General features: G+C 72.6%; 20 protein-coding genes, 1 tRNA gene and 1 pseudogene. 14 read left to right on the top strand and 8 right to left on the bottom strand.

The features are described 5' to 3' along the window. Positions 1–121 precede the first annotated feature (121 nt). A complete protein-coding gene (locus AB0J02_RS10470) occupies positions 122–655 on the top strand; it encodes a hypothetical protein (RefSeq protein ID WP_363193198.1) in 534 nt (177 codons plus the stop codon). A gap of 22 nt (positions 656–677) precedes the next feature. Here AB0J02_RS10470 and AB0J02_RS10475 read toward each other — a convergent pair whose 3' ends face one another. Further along, complete coding sequence (locus AB0J02_RS10475) at positions 678–1,565, bottom strand: fused MFS/spermidine synthase (protein WP_363193199.1); 888 nt, start codon at positions 1,563–1,565, stop codon at positions 678–680. A 33-nt stretch (positions 1,566–1,598) separates the two neighbouring features. Beyond that, positions 1,599–2,027, bottom strand: coding sequence for a hypothetical protein (locus tag AB0J02_RS10480; RefSeq protein ID WP_363193200.1), 429 nt, complete (start codon positions 2,025–2,027; stop codon positions 1,599–1,601). A gap of 320 nt (positions 2,028–2,347) precedes the next feature. Here AB0J02_RS10480 and AB0J02_RS10485 point away from each other — a divergent pair, with 320 nt between their 5' ends. Further along, entirely contained in the window at positions 2,348–3,745 is a 1,398-nt protein-coding gene (locus AB0J02_RS10485) for a tetratricopeptide repeat protein (RefSeq protein ID WP_363193201.1), read from the top strand. A gap of 25 nt (positions 3,746–3,770) precedes the next feature. On the opposite strand, the gene AB0J02_RS10490 is transcribed toward AB0J02_RS10485, so the two are convergent. After that, positions 3,771–4,376 (bottom strand): histidine phosphatase family protein, encoded by a 606-nt coding sequence (locus tag AB0J02_RS10490; RefSeq protein ID WP_363193202.1) that lies wholly within the window; start codon positions 4,374–4,376, stop codon positions 3,771–3,773. Between the two features lie 255 nt (positions 4,377–4,631). On the opposite strand from AB0J02_RS10490, the gene AB0J02_RS10495 reads away from it, so the two are divergent. The 7 genes from AB0J02_RS10495 to AB0J02_RS10525 all read left to right on the top strand — a co-directional run bounded on the left by AB0J02_RS10495 (position 4,632) and on the right by AB0J02_RS10525 (position 10,977). Beyond that, positions 4,632–5,564 carry a phosphatase PAP2 family protein gene (locus AB0J02_RS10495; protein ID WP_363193203.1) on the top strand — a complete coding sequence of 311 codons (933 nt, stop codon included), beginning with the start codon at positions 4,632–4,634 and terminating at the stop codon, positions 5,562–5,564. After that, positions 5,488–6,645 carry a hypothetical protein gene (locus tag AB0J02_RS10500; RefSeq protein ID WP_363193204.1) on the top strand — a complete coding sequence of 386 codons (1,158 nt, stop codon included), beginning with the start codon at positions 5,488–5,490 and terminating at the stop codon, positions 6,643–6,645. The genes AB0J02_RS10495 and AB0J02_RS10500 overlap by 77 nt, the downstream gene beginning before the upstream one ends. Positions 6,646–6,712: 67 nt before the next feature. Then, positions 6,713–8,299 (top strand): hypothetical protein, encoded by a 1,587-nt coding sequence (locus tag AB0J02_RS10505; protein WP_363193205.1) that lies wholly within the window; start codon positions 6,713–6,715, stop codon positions 8,297–8,299. A gap of 2 nt (positions 8,300–8,301) precedes the next feature. Next, complete coding sequence (locus AB0J02_RS10510; RefSeq protein ID WP_363193428.1) at positions 8,302–9,672, top strand: AAA domain-containing protein; 1,371 nt, start codon at positions 8,302–8,304, stop codon at positions 9,670–9,672. Positions 9,673–9,833: 161 nt separating this feature from the next. After that, positions 9,834–10,190 carry a hypothetical protein gene (locus AB0J02_RS10515; RefSeq protein WP_363193206.1) on the top strand — a complete coding sequence of 119 codons (357 nt, stop codon included), beginning with the start codon at positions 9,834–9,836 and terminating at the stop codon, positions 10,188–10,190. A 111-nt stretch (positions 10,191–10,301) separates the two neighbouring features. Continuing rightward, positions 10,302–10,913 (top strand): bifunctional DNA primase/polymerase, encoded by a 612-nt coding sequence (locus AB0J02_RS10520; protein ID WP_363193207.1) that lies wholly within the window; start codon positions 10,302–10,304, stop codon positions 10,911–10,913. Continuing rightward, positions 10,904–10,977: transfer RNA gene (locus AB0J02_RS10525), tRNA-Lys, on the top strand. Before AB0J02_RS10520 ends, AB0J02_RS10525 begins: the two co-directional genes overlap by 10 nt. A gap of 187 nt (positions 10,978–11,164) precedes the next feature. Here AB0J02_RS10525 and AB0J02_RS10530 read toward each other — a convergent pair. Beyond that, entirely contained in the window at positions 11,165–12,046 is an 882-nt protein-coding gene (locus AB0J02_RS10530; RefSeq protein ID WP_363193208.1) for an SDR family oxidoreductase, read from the bottom strand. An 88-nt stretch (positions 12,047–12,134) separates the two neighbouring features. Between AB0J02_RS10530 and AB0J02_RS10535 the strand changes: the two genes are divergently transcribed. Together AB0J02_RS10535 and AB0J02_RS10540 are read left to right on the top strand one after the other, a co-directional pair. Then, positions 12,135–12,713: a helix-turn-helix domain-containing protein gene (locus AB0J02_RS10535; protein WP_363193209.1), complete on the top strand. Its 579-nt coding sequence runs from the start codon at positions 12,135–12,137 to the stop codon at positions 12,711–12,713. A gap of 285 nt (positions 12,714–12,998) precedes the next feature. After that, a pseudogene (locus tag AB0J02_RS10540) lies at positions 12,999–13,286 on the top strand (recombinase family protein); the annotation flags it as partial. Between the two features lie 230 nt (positions 13,287–13,516). Here AB0J02_RS10540 and AB0J02_RS10545 read toward each other — a convergent pair. Beyond that, on the bottom strand, positions 13,517–14,746 hold the full coding sequence (locus AB0J02_RS10545; protein ID WP_363193210.1) for a M6 family metalloprotease domain-containing protein: 1,230 nt from the start codon (positions 14,744–14,746) through the stop codon (positions 13,517–13,519). A gap of 512 nt (positions 14,747–15,258) precedes the next feature. Between AB0J02_RS10545 and AB0J02_RS10550 the strand changes: the two genes are divergently transcribed. Beyond that, positions 15,259–16,935: an EAL domain-containing protein gene (locus tag AB0J02_RS10550; protein WP_363193429.1), complete on the top strand. Its 1,677-nt coding sequence runs from the start codon at positions 15,259–15,261 to the stop codon at positions 16,933–16,935. A 405-nt stretch (positions 16,936–17,340) separates the two neighbouring features. Further along, the gene (locus tag AB0J02_RS10555; protein ID WP_363193211.1) at positions 17,341–17,523 is read left to right on the top strand and encodes a hypothetical protein; all 183 of its coding nucleotides are present in this window, start codon (positions 17,341–17,343) and stop codon (positions 17,521–17,523) included. An 80-nt stretch (positions 17,524–17,603) separates the two neighbouring features. On the opposite strand, the gene AB0J02_RS10560 is transcribed toward AB0J02_RS10555, so the two are convergent. The 3 genes from AB0J02_RS10560 to AB0J02_RS10570 all read right to left on the bottom strand — a co-directional run bounded on the left by AB0J02_RS10560 (position 17,604) and on the right by AB0J02_RS10570 (position 20,375). Continuing rightward, the gene (locus tag AB0J02_RS10560; protein ID WP_363193212.1) at positions 17,604–18,701 is read right to left on the bottom strand and encodes an LLM class flavin-dependent oxidoreductase; all 1,098 of its coding nucleotides are present in this window, start codon (positions 18,699–18,701) and stop codon (positions 17,604–17,606) included. A 117-nt stretch (positions 18,702–18,818) separates the two neighbouring features. Beyond that, on the bottom strand, positions 18,819–19,550 hold the full coding sequence (locus tag AB0J02_RS10565; RefSeq protein ID WP_363193213.1) for a decarboxylase: 732 nt from the start codon (positions 19,548–19,550) through the stop codon (positions 18,819–18,821). A 3-nt stretch (positions 19,551–19,553) separates the two neighbouring features. Further along, on the bottom strand, positions 19,554–20,375 hold the full coding sequence (locus tag AB0J02_RS10570; RefSeq protein ID WP_363193214.1) for an aspartate/glutamate racemase family protein: 822 nt from the start codon (positions 20,373–20,375) through the stop codon (positions 19,554–19,556). Between the two features lie 272 nt (positions 20,376–20,647). On the opposite strand from AB0J02_RS10570, the gene AB0J02_RS10575 reads away from it, so the two are divergent. Continuing rightward, complete coding sequence (locus AB0J02_RS10575) at positions 20,648–21,652, top strand: D-2-hydroxyacid dehydrogenase (protein ID WP_363193215.1); 1,005 nt, start codon at positions 20,648–20,650, stop codon at positions 21,650–21,652. Positions 21,653–21,722 lie beyond the last annotated feature (70 nt).

A 21,722-nucleotide genomic window follows, 5' to 3' on the forward strand; every position in this document is an offset into this window, starting at 1 on the left:
TCCCGGGTGACTCAGGGCCGCGCGGGACAGCGGCGGGGGGCGTGGTGCAGTATGGCCCGCGATGCAACCGACGCCACCACCGCCGCCCGAGACCCCGGCCGCCCCTCGGGCCCCGCGCCCCATGCGACGGGGCCTGGTGCACACGGTGGCCTGGCTGCTCGCGACCGGGGCCGCGGTGACGCTGTCGTGGTGGGGTGTGCACACGGTGATGTCCGGCACGGCGTACGACCCGCCGCGGGCGCTTCCGGTGGTCGCCGCCGACGCGTCCGACTCGGCGTCGCCGCTCTCCTCGTCCACGCACCGCCCGGAGCCCGCACCGTCCACGACGCCGTCCCGGCCGTCGGCGAAGCCCTCGTCGAAGCCGTCGGAGCCGAGCCGGACGCCGTCGTCGAAGCCCGCGCCCGGCACGTCGCCGCCCGGCACCGCGTCCTCCGGTGACGTGAAGAGTTACGCGACGGCCGGGGGCCGTGCCGTCTTCGACCTCGGGGAGACCTCGGCGACGCTGGTGTCCGCGACGCCGGGCGCCGGGTGGTCGGTGCAGGTGTGGAAGCAAACGACGTGGATCCGGGTCGAGTTCACGTCCGGGGACCAGAAGGTGTCGGTGTTCTGCACGTGGCACGATCACCGGCCGTCCGTGGAGATCGCCACATACTGAGCCGTCTTCTGTGTGAGAGCGCTCAGCGGAACACGGAGGGCGGCGGTGCGGGCGACGCCTTCGCCGAGGCGTCCGTGACCGGTGCGGCGCCGCCCGCGAAATCCAGCAGCGCGCGGCCGTGCTCGACCCGGCCGGGGTGCGGGTCGCCCGCCGCGCGCCGGGTCAGCTCGGCCACCGGCAGGGGCAGCGCCGACGCCACCAGGACGGCGTTGCCGAAGCGTTTGCCGCGCAGCACCGTGGGGTCGGCGATCAGGGCGAGTTCGGGGAAGACGGCCGCGGCGGTGGCGATCTGGGCGCGCAGGTAGGCGAGCGGCGGGCCGTCGGCGAGGTTGGCGACGTAGGTGCCGGCGGGCCGCAGCACGCGGCGCACCTCGGTGAGGAACTCGGTGGTGGTGAGGTGGCCCGGGGTGCGGGCCCCGCTGAACACGTCCGCGACGAGGACGTCGGCCCAGGCGTCGGGCAGCTTGCCGAGGGCTTCGCGGGCGTCGGCGGTACGGACCCGGATGCGGGCGCCGGGGTCCAACGGCAGCGCCGCCCGCACGAGTTGCACCAGCGGGCCGTCACTCTCCACGACCTGCTGCGTGGCGCGCGGCCGGGTCGCGGCGACGTAGCGCGCCAGGGTGAAGGCCCCGCCGCCGAGGTGCACGGCCTGCACCGGGCGGCCCGGGTCCGCGGCCAGGTCCAGGACGTGGCCGATGCGGCGCTGGTACTCGAAGGAGAGATGGGCCGGATCGTCGAGGTCGACGTGCGACTGCGGGGCGCCGTCCAGGAGCAGCGTCCAGCCGGAGGGCCGGTCCCGGTCGGGTATCAGCTCGGCGAGTCCGCCGTCGACGCTCTGCACGACGGACTCCCGGGCCCCTCTGCCGTCCCTGTCGCCCCTGCGCCCCTGGTTCCCTCGTGACCTCGCCATCAGGCCATTATCCGTGGCGGGCGGCGGATCGGCTCAGCGGCAGTTGTCGGCGGCCTCGATCAGGCGGGCCGCCTCGTCGAGCGCGGCGCGCAGCACGGCCGGGTCGGTGACCAGGTCGGTGCCGGGCGCCTCTTCGGGGTCGGGCGGCAGCAGCCAGCCGGTGCCCTCGACGGGCGGCGCGAGCGAGAGGCCGCGGCCCTGGGTCTGCGTACAGGCGCTGCCCGGGACGTCCCAGCCGTCGGCGGTGCCGGGTGGGACGAGGAAGCCGAGGGTGTCGCCACCGCCGTCGTGCAGCACCGGGCCGACCGGCTCCGCGCTGCCGCGGCGCAGGATGTCGACGGCTTCCAGGCCCTGCCGGGACGGCACCGTCACCAGGTCGCAGGCGCCGGGTGGCTGCGCGCTGTGCTGCTCGGTCGGACGGTGCCGCGCCGTCGACAACGACTCGGCGGGTTGTGACGTCATGGGTCCTGAGGCGTCCAACACGTCGCCCCCTCCTCGCTCTTCGCGTACATGGCACTCATGCCAGTTGGGGTTTCGCCGCATGGTTCAACGCCTCAGGGCGTCAACGGCAACGGCGGCACGCCGCCGCAAAGGATGGCAGTTCATGGCAGATCGTGGGTGAGATATCCCGTTTGTAGCCAAACACTGCGTGTCGGACCCGTTACAGCCGGTACCTTCGAGCCTCGCCGGAACAAGGGAGTCCCGGCGCGCAGACGCCGCCCGGCTCCGCGTTCCGCCAACTCCCTTGGTGTCCGGCACGGTTCGCACGGGAGGACCCGCCCATGTCGTCGTCTCCGTATCTTCCGGCCACCCCGGCGCCGCAGCACCCGCGTCCGAACCTCGCCTTCCGGCGGCTGCGCGGACAGCGCTCGCCGGGCGAGTTCGCGGCCGCGGTGCGCCGCGCGGCCCGCGAGATCGGCGAGCGCGTCAGCTGCGACGCGCGCTACATCGGACGCGTCGAGTCCGGCGCGATCCGCTGCCCCAACTACGCGTACGAGCGGGTCTTTCTGCACATGTTCCCGGGCCGCTCCCTCGCGGACCTCGGGTTCGCCCCCCGTGCCTCGGTACGCGGCAGGGGCGCCCGCCCACCCCTGGCGACCACGGTCCCGCGTCCCGCACGTCCCGAACCCATTGAGTACACGCACCACGAGGAGAGCGACGTGCGGCGTCGCGCATTCATGACCGGCATGACCGGCTCCACGGCCACCGTGGCCGTCGCCGCCCTGACGCCCTTCGGCGTCTCCCTCGGGGCCGCCCCCGGCGACGGCGGCCCCGACCGGCATCCCGCGCGGGCCGGCGCCCGCGCCGTGGAGGAGGCGATCCGGCGCATCCGGCTGCTCGACGACCGGCACGGCGCCGACGGCCTGTACCGGCGGGCGGCGGCGCCGCTGCGGACCGCCTTCGAACTGCTCGACGCCGGCACCGCGCAACGCGACGTCTCCGAGCGGCTGCAGACCGGCGCGGGCGAACTGGCCATCTCCGTCGGCTGGCTGGCCCACGACTCGGGCCGCTTCGACGACGCGCGCTCGCACTACGCGGAGGCGCTCGCCACGTCGCGGATGGCGGGCGACGAGGCGCTGGAGGCGCACGCGTTCTGCAACACCGCGTTCCTCGCGCGGGACGCGGGGCGCCCGCGCGAGGCCGTCCGGGCGGCACAGGCGGCGACCAGAGTGGCGGCGCCGCTCGGCTCACCGCGGCTGCTCTCGCTCCTCGCGCTGCGGGAGGCGGGCGGCTGGGCCGGACTCGGCGACCGCCCCGCCTGCGAGCGGTCGCTGGCGCGGGCACAGGCGTTGTTCGCGCGGGGCGGCTCGGACACGGACCCGGAGTGGATGTCGTTCTACGGGGAGGCCGAGATGGAGGGCCTGGAGGCGCAGTGCTGGTCGGCACTGGGCGCATGGCCGCGCGCGACCCGGCACGCGCGCCGCGCCGTCGCCCTCCAGGACCCGCACTTCAAGCGCAACAACGCGCTGTACACAGCCGAGTTGGCGGACGACCTGGCCCGCGCCGGCCAGCCCGACGAAGCCGCGTCCGCGGGGGCCCGGGCGCTCGGTCTGCTCCGGGACGTGCGGTCGTCCCGGATCGAGTCGATGCTGGCGACCACGGCGCGGGTTCTGCTGCCGCACCGGCGGGCGGCCGGGGTGGCGGCGTTCTTGGAGGCGCACGCGTCGTCCCGGCGGTGAGCCGTCGGCGCCGAGGCGGAACGGGTCAGCCCGTGAGGTGGCCCGACTCGTTCCAGGTCTCGATCGCCGGCTCTCCGTACGCCCAGCCCAGAACGGAGAGCGACGTCGGGTTGAGGCGGATACGGGACGCGAAGTCCAGGGGGAGGCCGAGCCAGCGCGCGCCGATGGAGCGCAGGATGTGGCCGTGGGCGAAGACGAGGAGGTCCCGGCCGTCGCGGTCGGCGGACCTGGCCCAGGACACGACCTCGTCGGCCCGCGCCGTCACCTCGGCGAGGGTCTCCCCGTCGGGGACGCCGTCGCGCCAGATGAACCAGCCGGGCCGCATCTCCTGGATCTGCGCCGGGGTGAGCCCTTCGTAGGCGCCGTAGTCCCACTCCATCAGCGCGTCCCACGCAGTGGCCCGCTCCCCGAACCCGGCCAGCTCGCACGTCTCGCTCGCCCGCACCAGCGGGGAGGTGCGCACCTCGACTCCGGGCAGCCCTTCGTAGGGCGCCCTGTGCAGTCGCTCGCCGAGCAGTTTCGCGCCGCGCCGCCCCTCTTCGAGGAGAGGAATGTCCGTTCTGCCGGTATGCCGTCCGGACAGGGACCATTCCGTCTGTCCGTGTCGGGCCAACAGAATGCGCGGTGCCATGCGAGGACCTTTCACAACTACAGGGCGTACAGAGCTACAGAACTACAGGGACGTACGGGGTGAACGAGGGACGAACGGGTAGCGTCGCCCCGTCCATCATCGCGCAAGCGGATTGCGGGCCGCCTGTCGGGCAACCCGGTGAGTGATCTCCGCGTCTACGAGGGTCAGGGGTCACCCACGCCGGGCCCCACATGCACCGTAAGGTGAGCAAAGTGGCCGGAGGCCGCCGGACGAGGAAGAGGGGGAGCGGCCCGAATGTCGCAGACCGACCACGCACCACGCACGGAGGCGATACCAGGCGTTCGGCTCAGGTGGTGGACCGAACTGCCGCTCATCCTCCTTGTGTACGGAGCGTATTCGGCAGGCCGGCTGCTCGCCCGCGGCGATGTGAGCACGGCTGTCGACCACGGTGTGGCGCTCCTGAGAGCCGAGCAGGCCCTCCACCTCAATCTCGAACACCCGCTGAACCGGCTCTTCACGCGCGAGCCCTGGCTCGGCGTGCCCGCCGACTTCTGGTACGCCTCACTGCACTACGTGGTCACCCCGGCCATCCTGATCTGGATCTTCCGGCGCCGTGCCCACCTGTACCGGGCGGCCAGGACCTGGCTGATGACGTCCACGCTGATCGGCCTGATCGGCTTCACGATGGTGCCGACCTGCCCGCCGCGGCTGCTCGCCGCGGGCCACGGCTTCGTCGACACCATGGCGCAGTACAGCTCGTACGGCTGGTGGGGCGGCGCGGCCAGCGCGCCCAAGGGCCTGGGCGGCATGACCAACCAGTACGCGGCGATGCCGAGCCTGCACGTCGGGTGGGCGCTGTGGTGCGGGGTCATGCTGTGGCGCAACGGCCGGAGCCCGTACGCGAAGGCCGTCGGCGTCGCCTACCCGCTGATCACCACGATCGTCGTGATGGGCACGGCCAACCACTACTTCTTCGACGCGCTGGCCGGGGTGGCCGTGATGGGCGCGGGTCTGCTCCTGACGAAGCCGGTGACCGGGCTCGCGGCGCGGATCAAGGACCGGGTGGACGCCGTTCTGGCGAACGGTTCCCAGGCGGGCCCTTCCGCCACTCTTTCCTCGAATGTCAGTGGAGAGTGCCAGACTCCCCAGGGTGAGCGATTCCCCCGACAGCGCAAGTCCGCCACGTCGCACGACACAGGCGACGGGGCTGCGGCGCCGGCTCGCTGAGCTGCGCGGCCCCGACCATCCGCCGCGCCCGCTGGACGCCCGCGCCCTGGCCGCCCTCGCGGCGAACCCGGGGTGCAGCAGACGCGCGCTGCTGGACGGCGCGGGGGTGGACAAGGCCCGTCTCGCGGACGCGCTCGGCTCGCCCGCGGCGTTCGGCCAGTCCCAGTTCGCCCTGGCGCGCGGCAATGTGTTCGAGGCGCGGGTGAAGGCGGACGGCGGTTCCCAGCTGCTGCACCTGGTGCACGCGCGCGTGGACGGCGACGCCCCGGAACCGGCTCCCGAGCTCGTACGCGCTCCTGATCTGTCGGCGGTGGGGCCCGAGGGCCGTACCGCGCGCACGGCCCTCGCGCTGCGGGAGGCGGTGGACTCCCCCGGCACCTGGACGTTCCTCGACCATCCGATGCTCGCCCTGGACGTGGCGGGCAGCCCGGCGTTCCTGGAGCCCGACGCGGTGGTGGTGCACCCGGACGGGAGCTGGACGGTCGTCGAGATCAAGTCGTTCCCGATGATCGACGGCGCGGCGGACGCGGCGAAGGTGGGCGCGGCCGCGCGGCAGGCCGCGGTGTACGTGCTGGCGCTGGAACAGGTCGCGGCCCGGCTGCCGGACATCCCGGTCCAGGTCCGTGACCGGGTCGTCCTGGTCTGCCCGAAGGACTTCTCGAACCTGCCGGCCGCGTCCGCCGTGGACGTGCGCAAGCAGTTGTCGGTGACGCGGCGCCAGTTGCGCCGCCTCACCCGGATCGAGGACATCGCGGCACAGCTGCCGCCCGGCACCGTCCTCGACCCGGACCTGCCGCCCGCCGAGCTGACCGCGGCGGTCGAAGCGGTGCCCGCCACGTACGCGCCGGAGTGCCTGGCCGCGTGCGAGCTGGCGTTCCACTGCCGGGAGCGGTCGCGGGAGGCGGGCGCGGTGACGAGCCTCGGCCGGTCGCTGCGCGCCGAGCTCGGCGGCCTGACCACGGTGGACGCCGTACTCGCCGCGGCCCACGGCGAGGCGGGCGACCCGGCGGACCCGACGGTGGCGGCGCTGCGTCGCGCCGCCGCGCTGCGGGCCGAGGCACTCGGGGGCGCGCGGTGCTGAACCTCACGGCGCCCCAGGTGCCGGCCCCCGACACGACCGTCTCCCTGCTCGCCGAGGAGCCCGCCACGTGAGCCTGATCAACCACCTGGCGCGGCTCGAAGCCACCAGCACCGGCCGCGCGCAGCCCATCGCCACGGTCGGGCACCGGCACCTCTCCCAGCGGCCCCTGGTCGTCGTGCCGTTGACGACCGCGGGCGAGACCGGCGCCCCGCTCGGCGCTCTGGTCGGCACCGAGCGGACCTCCCCGCGGCTGCTGGTCGTGGCGCAGCCGCGCGACCGCGATCTGCGCTTCGCGTTCCTGACGCAACTCGCCGAGACGGTCCTGCCGTACATCGACGGGTACGCCGGTGATGTCGAGGCCGCCGAGCGCAGCGAGACCGACCCGGAGACCGGCAAGAAGGTCAAGGTCGAGGTCGAACTGTGCGCGGACGCCCCGCAGTTGATCGTGCCGAGCCGCGCGGGTATCGACCTCGTGCGGCTCCTCGGCCGGTCGATGCGGTTCCGCCGCACCGCGGAACAGGACCCGGAGACGCCGTATCCGGCGCCGCCGCACGTTCCACTGCTCGGCCGCTGGCTGACGCACTTCGGGGAGCGGGCCCGCGTCCCCGGCTCCTCGCTGCTGCTCGCGATGACCGATCTGCTCTCCCGGCACTGGGCGACGGGCCAGTCGAGCCTGGAGGACCAGCACCTGGGCGCGCTGCTCGCCTGGATCGCGGCGCCCCAGGGCACGTCGGGCGCGGAGGCCGCGCTCCGCGCCGAGCTGGACCGGGGCCCGGACGGCCAGTTGCTCTGCCCGCCCGCCGGTCCGGCCACCGACCCCGCCTTCGACAACAAGCTGCTCGCACCGGCGATCGAGCGCTACGACCGGGCCCGTACGCGGCTGGCGGCGACCGAGGACGCGGTCGAGGCCGACGGCCGTCTCGCCGAACTCACCGCCGCCGAGCGGGAGATCCACATCCTGGTCGAGTCGCGGACCCGGCCCACCTGGGACGCGGTGTGGCGCGGCCTGGACCTGCTGTGCACGCTGCCCGAGGGGCCGCGCGCGGCGGAGCGCTGGACGCGGGACCGCTGGTCCTTCACCGGGCACCGCGACCGGGTGGCCGCGGGCGAGCCGCCGCAGCCGCGCCGCGACGACGCGGTGACCGCGGCGAACAAGCTGGCCACCCGCGAGCGGGAGCAGGCCCGCCTGGACGCGCAGGAGGCGCTCGACGACCCGCTGGTGATGGCGGGCCGACGGCTCGCCGGGGAGGCCTTCGCGGGTGAGGTGACCGAGGTCGTGGCGGCGTACAACGACAAGAAGCGCCCGCGGCCGCTGGTCACGGTCCGCACGGACGACCGGCCGCATCTCGGGGAGCGGGTGAAGGTGTTCCGTTCCCTCGAAGGCAAGCCGCAGACGGCCGAGTTCGTGGCCTACGAGAGCGAGGCCCAGGACGCGGTGGTGCTGCGGCTGCTGGACAAGATGGGGCGCGGCAAGGAGCCGGAGGAGGGTTCCGTGCCGCGGAAGGGGGACCGGTTGTGCTGGACGCTGTTCGAACACGAGCAGCGCGGCGGTCCCAAGCTGCCGGATCCGGAGGAGACGCCGTGGACGCACGGCGGCCCGCCGGGCACGGACGCGTCGACGCCGGATGCCGTGACCTCGGAGGACCTCCTGTGACCGTGACCTCTCTCGACCCGTCCGGCCTCGGTCCCGCCGCGCTCAGCCCGTCCGCCGCCGCGGGCCTCGCGACGGAGGCCATCCTGCGCGACACGCTCCACGGTGACGCCCGGGGCGTCGTCGTGGACTCCCCGCCGGGCGCGGGCAAGTCGACGCTGGTCGTGCGGGCCGCGCTCGAACTCGCCGAGGCGGGGCGGCCGTTGATGGTCGTCGCGCAGACGAACGCGCAGGTGGACGATCTCGTCCTACGACTCCACGAGAAGAACCCCGAGCTGCCCGTCGGCCGGCTGCACAGCAGCGACCCGGACGCGTACGACAAGGCGCTCGACGATCTGCCGAACGTCCGCACGTCGACGAAGGCCGGCGACCTCGCCCCGCTGCCGGTCGTCCTGTCGACCGCCGCGAAGTGGGCGCACGTGAAGGTCTCCGACGCCGGGGGCCCGTGGCGGCACGCCATCGTGGACGAGGCGTACCAGATGCGGTCCGACGCGCTGCTCGCCGTGGCGGGGCTGTTCGAACGGGCGCTGTTCGTGGGCGACCCGGGGCAGCTGGACCCGTTCGCGATCGTCGGCTCGGAGCAGTGGGCGGGGCTTTCGTACGATCCGTCGGCCTCGGCCGTGTCGACGCTGCTCGCCCACAACCCCGAGCTGCCGCAGCACCGGCTGCCGGTGTCGTGGCGGCTGCCGGCGTCGGCCGCGCCGCTGGTGTCGGGGGCGTTCTACCCGTTCACGCCGTTCCGCAGCGGCACCGACGAGGGCGACCGTGAGCTGAAGTTCCTTGTGGCGTCGGACGGTTCGGGCCCCGACCGGGTCATCGACGAGGCCGCCGAGGCCGGCTGGGGGCTGCTCGAACTGCCCGCCGCGCACACGCCCCGGACGGACCCGGAGGCGGTGCGGGCCGTGGCGCTCGTCGTGCGGCGGCTGCTCGACCGGGAGGGCGTCACCCGTTCCGAGCGGGGTCCGCGGGAGGCCCCGCTGACCGCCGACCGGATCTGTGTCGGCACCGCGCACCGCGATCAGGCGGCGGCCGTCCGCTCCGCGCTGGCCGAGCTGGGCGTGCGGGACGTCACCGTGGACACGGCGAACCGGCTGCAGGGCCGGGAGTTCGACGTGACCGTGGTGCTGCACCCGTTGTCGGGCCGCCCGGACGCGACCGCGTTCCACTTGGAGACGGGCCGCCTGTGCGTACTCGCGTCCCGGCACCGGCACGCGTGCGTCGTGGTGTGCCGGGCCGGCGTCGCCGATCTCCTCGACGAGCATCCGTCGACGGAGCCGGTGCAGCTGGGGGTGGACGTGAAGTTCCCCGACGGCTGGGAGGCCAATCACTCCGTGCTGGCCCGGCTCTCGGAGCACCGGGTCGGCTGGACGCCGTAGAAGCGTCGCCGCGGGAGGCTTTGACGGAGCAGGCGTTGGCGGAGGGAGCGTTGCCGCAGGGGGCGCATTCGTAGGCGACCGAGGCCCACTTGCGCGCCGTCGGACAATGGAAGGCGGCCCGGGCACCGAGCGGGCCTGAACCGGCACAAGGAGGAACCACCATGGCGGAGCCCGACCGGCCCCGTACCCCGCAGCCGCGGCTGCGTCCCGCCCCGCTGATCTTCGAGCCCGCGGAGGCCGCCGCCGACCCGGAGCACTTCTTCGACCTGGAGTCCATCGCGGACCCCCGCGAGCTGCTCGCCCGCGCCACGGAGCTGACGCTCGCGTTCCGCGCGGCGACCGACCGGTCCGTCGAGTTCCAGGCGATGGCCGCGGCCCAGCTCGCCGACCCGCGCCGCTTCGACCGGCTGACCACGGCCGACATCGCGGAGCGCGCGGAGTGGACCGAGGACTATGCGAAGAAGATGGTCGAGTTCGGCCGTGAGCTGCTGCGCGGCGCCACCGATCAGGCCCCGTAAAGATCAAATGGCATATGCCAGAGGGGCAAGATACTCCTCCCGGCCCCCTCCTGTCCCGGTTTCCCGCAACCCATAGGAGCTGAATCCTCACGCCCTGTAGACGTTGGAGGTATGAACAACCTTGCCCCGGCCCCCGGCATCCCCCACGACCGCTTCGACGTCTCCGATGTCACCCCTGACGGCGCTGCCTGGCTCGCCTCCGCAGGAACGTATCCCCGCTCGGCCCTCGCCCACTGGGCATCCCGCCCCGCCGCACCCGTGGTGCTGCCCTGCGGATCCGTCTTCGACGTGGTGAACGTACCGGCGATCTTCGGCCGGCGGATGTTAGACCGGCTCTGGGACGAGGGCCCCGGCACGGGCCCGGTCGCCGCCCACCGCGGTCGCATGCTGCTGTTCACCGCGCCGGGTACCGCGCAGCGGCTGCCCTCGCTCCTCCAGTGGGAGGAGTGGGGCCCCGCGGTGCCGCCCCTGCTCTGCCACGGCACCGGAGACGCGGTCACCGTGCCCGCCCCCACGACCCGCGCCACGCCCTCCGACCAGCACCTGGAGTCCCGCTGGGTGGTCGCCCCCGACACCCGCCGCCCCTGGCTCCCGGGCCCCGAGGTAGTGCTCTGGGCCTGCGTCCGGGCGGCCCGCGCCGCCGTCGACGCGTCGGTGCGCATATCGATTTTTCCTGCCGCCGATCAGGATGCTAAAGTCTACGACGTCAGCAGGCGCCGCTAGCTCAGTTGGTTAGAGCAGCTGACTCTTAATCAGCGGGTCCGGGGTTCGAGTCCCTGGCGGCGCACAGACGGTGAAAGGCCCTCCGCGAGAGCGGGGGGCCTTTCGCGTTCGCGTCAGACCGGCAATCCGCACGACCCCGCCACCGACTGGGGGTGCGGGGGTCATCCCCCGGGAGATGCAGCACCCCGACGCCGAGGCGGGGACGAGGGCTGACGGCCGGTGTTGCTCAGTCTGTGTTCTGTCGAAACCCGTCAGGGCTGAATGTTCTCCAGGTCCTCGAGGAGGCCGGGGTGCGTCGGCTGCCACCCGAGAGCGTCGCGGGTGTGGGTGCTGGATGCAGGCTGGTCCATGGCGAAGATCGGGCCGAACGGGCCGAAGGTCTCCTCCGACACCGCCTCGACCGGCAGGCCCAGCCGTCGGCCGACGACCGTAGCGATGTCCCGCACCGCGTCGCCCTCGTCGGCCACGGCGTGCCAGGCTGTCCCGGCCGGTGCCGATTCGAGAGCCAGACGGAACAGGACCGCTGCGTCGAGCGCGTGCACGGCCGGCCAGCGCTGGGTGCCGTCACCCGGGTAGCCGGCCACTCCGGTGCGGCGCGCTTGATCGGTCAGCAGGCCGGCGAATCCGCCCTTGCCCTCATTGTGGACCGTGCGCGGCATGCGGACAGCCGTGCTGCGCACACCGCGCGAGGCCAGATCCAGCAGCGCATTGACCGAACGGCCCCGACCGCCCACCGGTCCGTCGATCGGCAGTGGATCGGCCTCGGTGGAGGCGCGCTCCGGCACCCAGGGCGTCCCGGAGACCGTGACGATCGGGCGGTCGCTTCCGACGAGTTCCTGACCCAGCGCGGCGAGAGCGGCGCTCTCCTCGGTGATGGCCTGCGCGAGAGCGTCCGGACTGCTGTAGTCGCGCCCGAACGCCAGACTGATCACGCCGTCGGACTGCGCGGCGCCGGACCGCAGGACGTCGAGGTCCGCCATGTCTCCTCGCAGCACCTTGGCACCGGCGCTCCCAAGGGTCTGCGCGGAGCCGTCCGAGCGAGCCAGTGCGAGAACGGTGTGGCCGTTGTTGAGCAGTTCGGCGACGACCGCGGAGCCGATGGTGCCGGTACCGCCGGTGATGAAGACGTGCATGAGCTCTCCCTGAAAGTGATGGGACCATTGTCCCATCACTGACCTTACACGGTGACGGGACAGGTGTCCCATCACCTATTCTGGTCTCATGGCTAGATGGCAACCAGGGGCGGCCCAGCGACTCGTCGTTGCGGCCGTCGACCTGTTCACCGAGCAGGGGTACGACGCAACCACGGTGACGCAGATCGCCGAGCGCGCCGGCGTCACCAAGAGCACCTTCTTCCGGCACTTCTCCGACAAGCGAGAGCTACTGGTCGCCGGCCAGGAGACGCTCAGCAGGCTGCTCGCCGACGGCATCACCGAGGCGCCTGCGAGCGCCAGCCCGCTCCAGGCGGTGGCAGCCGGTCTCGAGCGCGCATCGAGCGCCATGGGGCCGACCAACCGCGAACTCGGCCCCCGCCTCAAAGCAGCCGTGGCAGCCAGCACCGAACTTCAGGAGCGTGACGCCCTCAAGAGCGTCGGTCTCGCGGCCGCCATGACAGCCGCGCTCATCGACCGAGGTGTCCCCGAGTCGACTGCGCACCTCGCGGGCGAGCTGGGAGTCCTCGCGTTCAAGCGGGGCTACGCCCAGTGGTCCGAAAGCGATCGCGATGACACAGAAGGGCTCGCGCCTCATGCACTGGCGGCCCTGGAGGACCTGCGCGCGGCAACTGCATCGCTGAGCTGATCAATGCCACCCGACTGTTCGCCGACTGGGCCCTGTATCGGCGACGTGAGTGCCGCGCCCTCTGTCGCGTCACATGGCTTGAGCCAGGAAGAAGCACCCCGGCCCCTCGATATGTGATCTTCAGGTGGCCATGGCGCCGCCGCGCTGACCACTGCCTGAGGACGGGATTGACCTTTCAAAAAACCTTCTTCGGAAACCTGGGTCGTTCAAGAACTCCGTATCGCCGTTCTCTGACATGTTCCGTGGCCATGACGACCACTCAGGAGCCAGCGGACGGCGCGGACGTGCACCGCCGCCGGGTGCCGGAAGATCTTCGCGGACAAGAAGTCCGGCAAGGACGCGCTCCGGCCCGAGCTGGAGGCGTGCCACGCGTTCCTCGACGCGGGCGACACGCTCGTCGTCCCCTCGCTCGACCGCTACGGCCGCAGCCTCCAGGACCTCATCAACATGGTCGCCGAGCTACGCGAGCACGGAATCGGCTTCACCTCGCTGCACGAGAAACTGGACACCACCACCCCCGGTGGCCGACTCGTCCTCCACGTCTTCGCCGCGCTCGCCGAGTTCATTCGCGAGCCCCGCTCGATCACCTCAATCGCCAAGTTCCTCGGGGTCTCCCCGGGCACGCTCTACAACCACATCCCGGACCTGCGCGAGCTCCGCGCCGACACCCTGCCCCGCCGGCTCGAAGCGCCCGCGCGGGAGGCAGACCCGAGCAAGATCAATCTCAGCGGCACTTTCCGTACCTCAACTACTCACACCCGGGCTGGGGGCCCGGAGGGTGTTCCCTCCGAAACGCCGGGTGCTCAGCCCACCGTCACCTTCACCGTCCATGCGCCCGAGGCCGTGCGGTCCTCGGCCTCGATTCGGAGTCTTTCGCCCGGCACCGTGAAGCTCTCCCCCGCTCCGATCGGGGCGTCCGCGAGGGGCGGGTACACCGAGTCGCCGTAGCAGGCCTCGGTGCCGGGGTGGGCGTCGAGGACCTGGACGGGGCCCGCGCCGGAGGAGGCGTCGCTGCGTACGCGGTAGACGAGGACTCCCTGGTTGCAGGTGGTGCTGTCGTTGCCGCCGGTGCCGCGGGCCTCCAGGGCGACGACGCTGGAGGGCCCGGTCCGCAGGACCGCGAGTTTGGTGCCGTCGCCGGTGCCGAACGGGGCGCCGGCCGCGCTCGGCGCCGTGCTCAGCGGCTCCAGCGTCAGCCGGGTCGTCCCGGTGCGCGTCACGCACGCCACCTGCCGGGGGTCGAGCCAGCCGAGCTTCCACTTGTGCCAGCCGAAGAAGTCCGGCGCGAGCCCGAACTGACTGCCCATGACATCCCAGTCGCCGACGTAGGTGTCCCAGTCGCCCTTGCCGTCGGACGGCCGGTGATAGAGATCGGGCAGGTCGAAGACGTGGCCGGTCTCGTGCGCGAGGACGTTGCGGTCCGGCGGGTGCTGCTCGAAGACGGTGACGACGCGCCGGATGTCGGTGCCGTCCGCCCGCATCGGCCTGTCGAAGTTCACGACCTTCGTGGCGTCCGAGTCGACGCCCGGCGCGTCCGGATCGGCGACGAGGTAGACGACGTCGTACTTGCCGAAGTCCGTGTGCGGATCCGCCACCTTCAGCGCGTCACGCAGATACGCGCTGCGGTCCGCCGCGTTCCAGTCCCGCCGTATGTCGTACGACGTCGAGTCCCGCGGCATTTCGAGCCACTGCCGCTGCGGATGCGGGACCAGCGAGAACTTGCCGTACGAGGCCCGGTCGAAGAAGCGGCTGGTGGCCGGGAAGTAGTCGGCCGTCAGCTCCTCGGGCGTGGTCCGCGGCGCGGAGTCCGGGAAGGAGAGGAAGACGAGTACCGCGTTCAGGGTCTTCAGGGGACGCGGATAGGCCCCGTTCCAGGTGTCGAGGCCTTCGGAGTGGTGGGCCGAGCTGCGTTCCAGGGCGCACGGGCCCGCGTAGGGGGCGGCGGCCGCGGGGCCCGCGACCAGTCCGGTGGCGGCCAGGGCGGTGAGAGCGGTGAGCGCTGCCGCGGCGGCACGCAGTCGGGTCTTGTCCACTCCCCCGAGTGGCTGCGGACGCGGCAAGTCGACCTCCGGTACGGGAATGTGGGGCACCCCACCCAGAGTGTGGGTATTTGTTGGGTTTCGCCCTGTTTATCTGGCCCGGACGAGTGAGGGGCGACACCCCGAGCGGTCACAGGCCGTCACAGATGATCGAGGTGCGGCAGAACCCCGTACGGGGACGAGCAGAAACGATCTGGCGAGGCGAATTACGTCCGCCCGGAACCATCCCGACCGTGGACAAGGCTGGATAGGCCGTCCGACCGGCCTCTATGATCGGCACACTTTCCTGCCGGGACTCAGCCGCAGCAGGCCGTGCGACCGGACCACGCGATCAGACCACGCACTACGGGGAGCGAGCGGTGAGCGCACAGCCCGAAGGGCCCACGACCGCGGCGGAGGTGTCCCCACCCGGCCCGCGCCCCGAATTCCTCACGCAGAGTGATCACGCGTACGAACACCCCGCTCGGGCGGTCCACGGGGCCGCGTTCCTCGCCGCGCCCCAGCCCATGCTGCTTGCGGACCGCAACGGCCTGATCGTCGGTGCCAACGCCGCCGCGCTCGCCCTGCTGCGCGGCGAGAACCCGGAGCCGCTCATCGGCCTCGTCGCCGCCGAACTGCTCGACCTGGCCTCCGACCCGCGCACCTGGGACGCCTACCGCGAGGTGCTGCGCGGCCGGCAGGCCCGGCTCGGCCGCACCCGCCGCCTCAAGCACGCCGCGGGCCACGCGGTCTGGGTGCGGATCACGGTGTCCCCGGTGCCCGGCGCCGACGTCGTGCTGTTCTCGCTCAGCGACATCGACGCGCACCGCGACCTCCAGGCCCAGTTGCGCCACCTGCGGATGCACGACCCGGTGACCCGGCTGCCCAACCGCGCCCTGTTCTTCGAGCGCCTGGCCGCCGCGCTGGAGGCCGGTACGTACGAAGGCACGGGCGCGACCGGCCGCGTAGGCCTGTGCTACCTCGACCTCGACGGGTTCAAGGCGGTCAACGACACCCTCGGCCACCATGTCGGCGACCGGCTGCTGGCCGCCGTCGCCGAGCGGCTCCGGCGGTGCGCGAACCTCGCCCGGCCCGCCACCGGCACCCCGCTGGTGGCCCGGCTCGGCGGCGACGAGTTCGCGCTGCTCGTGGAGGACTCGACCGGCACGGAACAACTGTCGGACCTGGCCGAGGCGGTGCTCGGCGCGCTGCGGGAGCCGTTCGACCTGTCGGGGCAGCGGCTGGTCGTCTCGGCCTCGATCGGGGTCGTCGAGCGGCAGGTCGCGGGGACCAGCACCACGGGCCTGATGCAGGCCGCGGACACCACCCTGTACTGGGCGAAGGCGGACGGCAAGGCACGCTGGACCCTGTTCGACCCGGAGCGCAACGCGCGTCGGATGACCCGTCAGGTCCTGTCGGCCGGGTTGCGGCCGGCCGTCGGGCGGGGCGAGTTCGTGCTGGAGTACCAGCCGTTGGTGCGCCTGGAGGACGGTGGGCTGCGCGGGGTCGAGGCGCTGGTGCGCTGGCAGCACCCCCAGTACGGCCTGCTCACGCCGAATCGGTTCATCGGGCTGGCCGAGGAGGACGGCTCCATCGTGCAGCTGGGGCGGTGGGTCCTGGAGACCGCCTGCCGGCAGGCACGGGAGTGGCAGCTCGCGCATCCGGGCGTGCCGCCGGTCTTCGTCAGCGTCAATGTGGCGGTGCGTCAGGTGTGGGACTCGGATCTGGTGGCCGATGTCGCACGCATCCTGGACGAGACACAACTCGCCCCTGAACTACTTCAGTTGGAGCTCACCGAGTCCGCCGTGATGGGGTCCACCGGGCGGCCCCTGCAGGCGCTGCAGGATCTCAGCGACATGGGTGTGCGCATCGCCATCGACGATTTCGGCACCGGGTACTCGAACCTCGCGTACCTGAGCCGGCTTCCGGTGTCGGTGCTGAAGCTGGACGGGGCGTTCGTGCGCGGATTCCCGGACGGGGACGGGGCCGGGGCGCCCGAGGATCCGGCCGATGCCGTGATCGTGGAGGCGATGGTGCAGTTGGCCCATCGGCTCGGGCTCACGGTGACGGCGGAGTGTGTGGAGACGGTCGAGCAGGCGGAGCGGCTTCGCCGGATCGGGTGCGACACGGGGCAGGGGTGGTTGTACTCGCGGCCCGTCGCCGCGGAGCGGATCTCTGTGCTGTTGGCGGATCGGTGCCGGTAGTCCGTGGGGCGGCGGACCGCGTCCGCCGCATCGCCCCGCGGGCTCGTCCTCATCAGCCGGACGGGCCGCCGGATGCCCTCGATCGGGCCGAGCCTGCCCGGCTGGCTGACTGGTGCATGACTCGATGAAGTCCCGTACCACCTGCGGGACTTGAGGGGGTCGGGGCCATGCCACCGCCACGTCGCCGGCACTGACCCCGCGCACCGGGCGGTAGACCACGCCGGGGCGTTGGCAGGAGCGGGCCGTGGCTTCGGGGGTGAGGGAGATGCGTGGCCGTGGGCGATGGCGGTGAGCCATTCGTCGGGGTTGTGGGCCGTGGCGCCGAGGGTGACGGGGTGGCCCGCCCGCTCTTCGAGGGCGAGGCGGTAGTCGCGCCGGCGGCCGGTGCCGGCCGGAGAGCAGGGCGTGGGCGGTTCGCCGGCGCGGATGCCGCTGCATGTGGGGGCGATCGGGACGGCGGTGCTCGCGGCTGTCGCGGCGTCCGCGGGCGGCGCGGTGCTCGACGGCCTGCATCATGCGTTCCTGACGGCCGGCCTGGTCACGGCGGCCGCCCTGCCGGTGACGGCGGCGTTCCCGCGCCGCAGGTGAGCCGGTTCTACGAGCGGGTGAGCGCTGGTACGGGAACGAAAGCGCCGCCCCCGATATCCATCAGGGGGCGGCGCCGGTCGTCAGGCCTGCGGCAACCCGTAGGCATCCGCGATGAGTTCGTACGAGCGCAGCCGCACCTCGCCGCTGTGGGCGTTGGCGGTGAGCATCAACTCGTCGGCGCCGGTGCGCTTTTGGAGGTCGTCGAGGCCGGAGCGGACCTCGTCGACGGCGCCGTGGACGACGTTGGAGTTCCAGGAGTCGATGAAGTCCTGCTCCATCTCGTTGAAGTGGTGCGCCTCCGCCTCCTCGGGCGTCGGGACCAGGCCGGGGCGGCCGGTGCGCAGGCGGACCATGTTGAGCGCGGCGGCGAGCACCTGGCGGCGGGCCTCGGTGCCGTCGTCGTCCGTGGCGAGCGCCGAGACGCCGATGAGGGCGTACGGCTCGTCCAGGACCTCGGAGGGCTGGAACGACTCGCGGTACAGGTCGAGCGCCGGGATGGTGTTCTGCGCGGAGAAGTGGTGCGCGAAGGCGAACGGGAGGCCGAGGACACCGGCAAGGCGGGCGCTGAAGCCGGACGAGCCGAGCAGCCAGACCGGCGGGCGGTGCGGGTCCTGGACGCCGCCCGGGGACGTGGCCTGGACCGGGCCCGGGACCGCGTGGATGCGGGAGTACCGGTGGCCGTCCGGGAAGTCGTCGTCGAGGAAGCGGGTCAGCTCGGCGAGCTGCTGCGGGAAGTCGTCGGCGCCTTCGTTGAGGCGGTCCGTGCGGCGCAGTGCGGCCGCCGTCGCGCCGTCGGTGCCGGGGGCGCGGCCGAGGCCGAGGTCGATGCGGCCCGGGGCCATCGCCTCCAGGGTGCCGAACTGCTCGGCGATGACCAGCGGGGCGTGGTTGGGCAGCATGACGCCGCCGGAGCCGAGCCGGACGCGGTCGGTGTGGGCGGCGAGGTGCGCCAGGATCACGGCCGGGGACGACGAGGCCACTCCGGGCATGGAGTGGTGCTCGGCGACCCAGTAGCGGTGGAAACCGCGGCGTTCGGCGAGGCGGGCGATGTCGACACTGGTGCGCAGGGCCTGCGTGGCCGTATTCCCTGCGCCCACGGTGACCAGGTCCAGGACGGAGAGGGGGGTCGGGGCGGTGCCGTGGGCTGCGCCGCGGATCTCGTCGTGGTTGGCCGGCACGGGGTCCTCCTGGTGAATCAAGACTGGGTAACCCCGGCTTAACGGAGGCTCGCTCCGCTTTATTCCCGGGGTTCCGGAACCCCGGGAACGCACCGCCCCGACCTCCCCGCACCGGGGTCACACCTGGATCACCGGCTCCTTCGTGAAGAGGGCGCCCAGTGCCGGGACGTTCACCCGCCGGTCCACCAGCCGCAGCGCCTCCCAGACCGTGACCTGGTTGGCCGTGAGGACCGGCTTGCCCAGCTCCCGCTCCAGGTCACGGACGTAGGCCGCCGTATGCAGGGCCGTGTCGGGCAGGAGCACCGCCTCCGCGTCCGGGTGGTCGCCGGCCCGGGCCATCGCCAGGACCTCCTCCCACCCCCACGTGCCGACCTCCGCGGCCGTGATGATCCCGCTGCCCCGCACCGAGAGCACCTCGGCGCCGGACGCCTTCAGGAACGTCGCGAAATGGTCGGCGACGTCCTCCGGGTACGTCGCCGCGACCGCGACGCGGCGCACCCCCAGCTCGCCCACCGCGTGCGCGAAGGCGAACGAGGTGCTGGAGGCCGGCAGGCCCGCGGCCAGGGCCAGTGCCCTGACCTGCTCGTGCGCGCCGTCCCAGCCGAAGACGAAGCTGGCGGACGTGCACGCCCACACCACCGCCTCCGCGCCGGCGAGCCTCAGCTCCTCGACACCCGCGGACAGCCGTTCGGCCGCGCCCATCTCGAGGAGCGCGTCGACACGGTGCGCGTCCTCGCCGATGTCCGTATGGACGACGGGCAGCCGGATGTCACTGTCGATCAGCATCTCGATCCGCGGGAAGTCGTCCTCGGCGGAGTGTCCTGGGTAGAGAAATCCGAGCGCTGTCATGTCCTATGCCCACCCTTCCTGGCCCTCCGGAAGTTCCGGGAGGCCTTGTCCGGGCCGGAGCCCTTCGTCCGGCAGGGGCCACTGCCGTCGCGCCGCCGGGTCGAGCAGCGCCTGATAGGGCCCCACCGCTCGCGTACCCAGTCGTCGCAGGGCTGCCCACATCGTGACCTGGTTCGCCGAAATCACCGGGATCCGCAGCTCGGCCTCCAGCTGCGGGATGACGTCGTACGTGGGCAGGTTCGTGCAGCTGATGAAGAGCGCGTCGGCCGTCCCGCCCACCGCCGCCCGCGCCATCTCCGCCACATCCCGGTACGGGACCTTCCAGATGTGCCGGGTCAGGCCGAGGTAGGCGCGCCCGGTGACCGCGATGCCGGCCTCCGCCAGGTACTCCTCCAACGACTCGGTGACGGACTGGGTGTACGGCGTGACGAGCGCGATCCGGCGGGCCCCGAGTTCGGTGAGCGCTTCCAGGAGCGCGCCCGACGTGGTGAGGGAGGGCAGCGCGCCCGAGCGGCGCATCGCCTCGCACATGGCGCGCTCGCCCGCGATGCCGCCGACGAAACTGCCCGACGTGCACGCGTACGCGAGGACTTCCGGCTCGGCCGCGCCGAGCGCCCGTACCGCCTCACCGAGCGTCTCGTGCTCGCTGACCAGACGCGCCAGATCGAGGCTGACCTCGACCGGGACGAACGGGGTTCGGGTGAGGTGGAGGGAGATTTCGTCAGGCACCCAGCGCCACAGTTCACGATCGAGGGCGAAGTCGAACGGTGCGACGACGCCGAGGCCGCGCTGCGGCTGCGGTCCCCCCAGGAAAGAGACGTCCATAGAGCATGCCCCAAGTTCAGCTGACGTGATGATGCCGATGCGGTGCTTGAGCCGGCGGTCCGCCGCCGGGACGTCGGGACAGCGAAGAGGAGGGGAACGAGCTGACGCAGTGCCCCTGTTGACGAAGGTAGGTTCAGGTGCCAGCGTGGTCAATCCGCCCATGTCAGATGGATGCCGCGAGACGGTCCACACGCCATGATCGCGAAGTTGCCGGCGTTCCCGACTCGTTGCTCAAGGAAAGCGGAGCTTCGTTGCGAAACGATTTCCCTGCCGTGTCCGGTCCCGACGGCTCGGGCTCCGACGGCGGCGGCCCGGACAGCCACCGGCCCACCGTCCTCGTCCTGGACGCCGCGCCCCCGGCGCCGCCGCCCCGGCTCGGCAGTCTCACCGGCCGGGCCCGCCTGCTGCACGCCTCGGACGCGGCCGGGCTGCGCGCCCGACTCCCCCAGGCCGACGTCCTGTTGGTGTGGAACTTCCTGTCCGACGCGGTACGGGACGCCTGGCCCGGCGAAGGTCCGCGGCCGCGCTGGGTGCACACCGCGAGCGCGGGCGTGGACCGGCTGATGTTCCCCGGACTCGTCGACTCCGACGCCGTGCTGACCAACGCCCGCGGCATCTTCGACCAGCCCATCGCCGAGTACGTCGCCGCACTCGTCCTCGCCATGGGCAAGGACCTGCCGCGCACGCTCACCCTGCAGGCGTCCCGCGAGTGGCGGCACCGCGAATCGCAGCGCATCGCCGGGACGCGGGCCTGTGTCATCGGCTCCGGGCCCATCGGGCACGCGATCGCCGCGCAGCTCAGGGCACTTGGCATCATCCCGGCGCTGGTCGGGCGCCGGGCACGGGACGGCATCCACGGCCCCGCCGACCTCGACCGGCTCCTCGCCCGCGCCGACTGGGTGGTGAGCGCGGCGCCGCTGACCGAGGACACCCGCTCCATGTTCGACGCGCGCCGGTTCGGCGTGATGCAGCCCTCCGCCCGCTTCATCAACGTAGGACGCGGGCAGTTGGTCGTGGAGTCCGACCTGGTGGACGCCCTGCACAAGCGGTGGATCGCGGGCGCGGCCCTCGATGTCTTCGAGCACGAGCCGCTGGATCGGGACAGCCCGCTGTGGACGGCTCCCGGGCTGCTCGTCTCGCCGCACATGAGCGGGGACACGGTCGGCTGGCGCGATGAACTGGGGCTCCAGTTCCTGGAGTTGTACGGGCGCTGGGAGGCGGGCCGGCCGCTGACGAATGTAGTCGACAAGAAACGTGGGTATGTCCCCGGGAACTGATCCCGTTCGCTGATCCTGTTCGCTGATCCTGTTCGCTGATCCATGGTGTCGCGCCATGGTGTGGAGGGGT

This window comes from Streptomyces sp. NPDC050264 (genome assembly GCF_040655895.1).
Classification (GTDB): Bacteria; Actinomycetota; Actinomycetes; order Streptomycetales; family Streptomycetaceae; genus Streptomyces.

Bases quoted from the DNA above. Each gene is read 5' to 3' on its own strand.
- AB0J02_RS10470 (WP_363193198.1), top strand. From the start codon at position 122: ATGCGACGGGGCCTGGTGCACACGGTGGCCTGGCTGCTCGCGACCGGG.
- AB0J02_RS10475 (WP_363193199.1), bottom strand. From the start codon at position 1,565: ATGGCGAGGTCACGAGGGAACCAGGGGCGCAGGGGCGACAGGGACGGC.
- AB0J02_RS10480 (WP_363193200.1), bottom strand. From the start codon at position 2,027: ATGACGTCACAACCCGCCGAGTCGTTGTCGACGGCGCGGCACCGTCCG.
- AB0J02_RS10485 (WP_363193201.1), top strand. From the start codon at position 2,348: ATGTCGTCGTCTCCGTATCTTCCGGCCACCCCGGCGCCGCAGCACCCG.
- AB0J02_RS10490 (WP_363193202.1), bottom strand. From the start codon at position 4,376: ATGGCACCGCGCATTCTGTTGGCCCGACACGGACAGACGGAATGGTCC.
- AB0J02_RS10495 (WP_363193203.1), top strand. From the start codon at position 4,632: ATGTCGCAGACCGACCACGCACCACGCACGGAGGCGATACCAGGCGTT.
- AB0J02_RS10515 (WP_363193206.1), top strand. From the start codon at position 9,834: ATGGCGGAGCCCGACCGGCCCCGTACCCCGCAGCCGCGGCTGCGTCCC.
- AB0J02_RS10520 (WP_363193207.1), top strand. From the start codon at position 10,302: ATGAACAACCTTGCCCCGGCCCCCGGCATCCCCCACGACCGCTTCGAC.
- AB0J02_RS10530 (WP_363193208.1), bottom strand. From the start codon at position 12,046: ATGCACGTCTTCATCACCGGCGGTACCGGCACCATCGGCTCCGCGGTC.
- AB0J02_RS10535 (WP_363193209.1), top strand. From the start codon at position 12,135: ATGGCTAGATGGCAACCAGGGGCGGCCCAGCGACTCGTCGTTGCGGCC.
- AB0J02_RS10550 (WP_363193429.1), top strand. From the start codon at position 15,259: ATGCTGCTTGCGGACCGCAACGGCCTGATCGTCGGTGCCAACGCCGCC.
- AB0J02_RS10565 (WP_363193213.1), bottom strand. From the start codon at position 19,550: ATGACAGCGCTCGGATTTCTCTACCCAGGACACTCCGCCGAGGACGAC.
- AB0J02_RS10570 (WP_363193214.1), bottom strand. From the start codon at position 20,375: ATGGACGTCTCTTTCCTGGGGGGACCGCAGCCGCAGCGCGGCCTCGGC.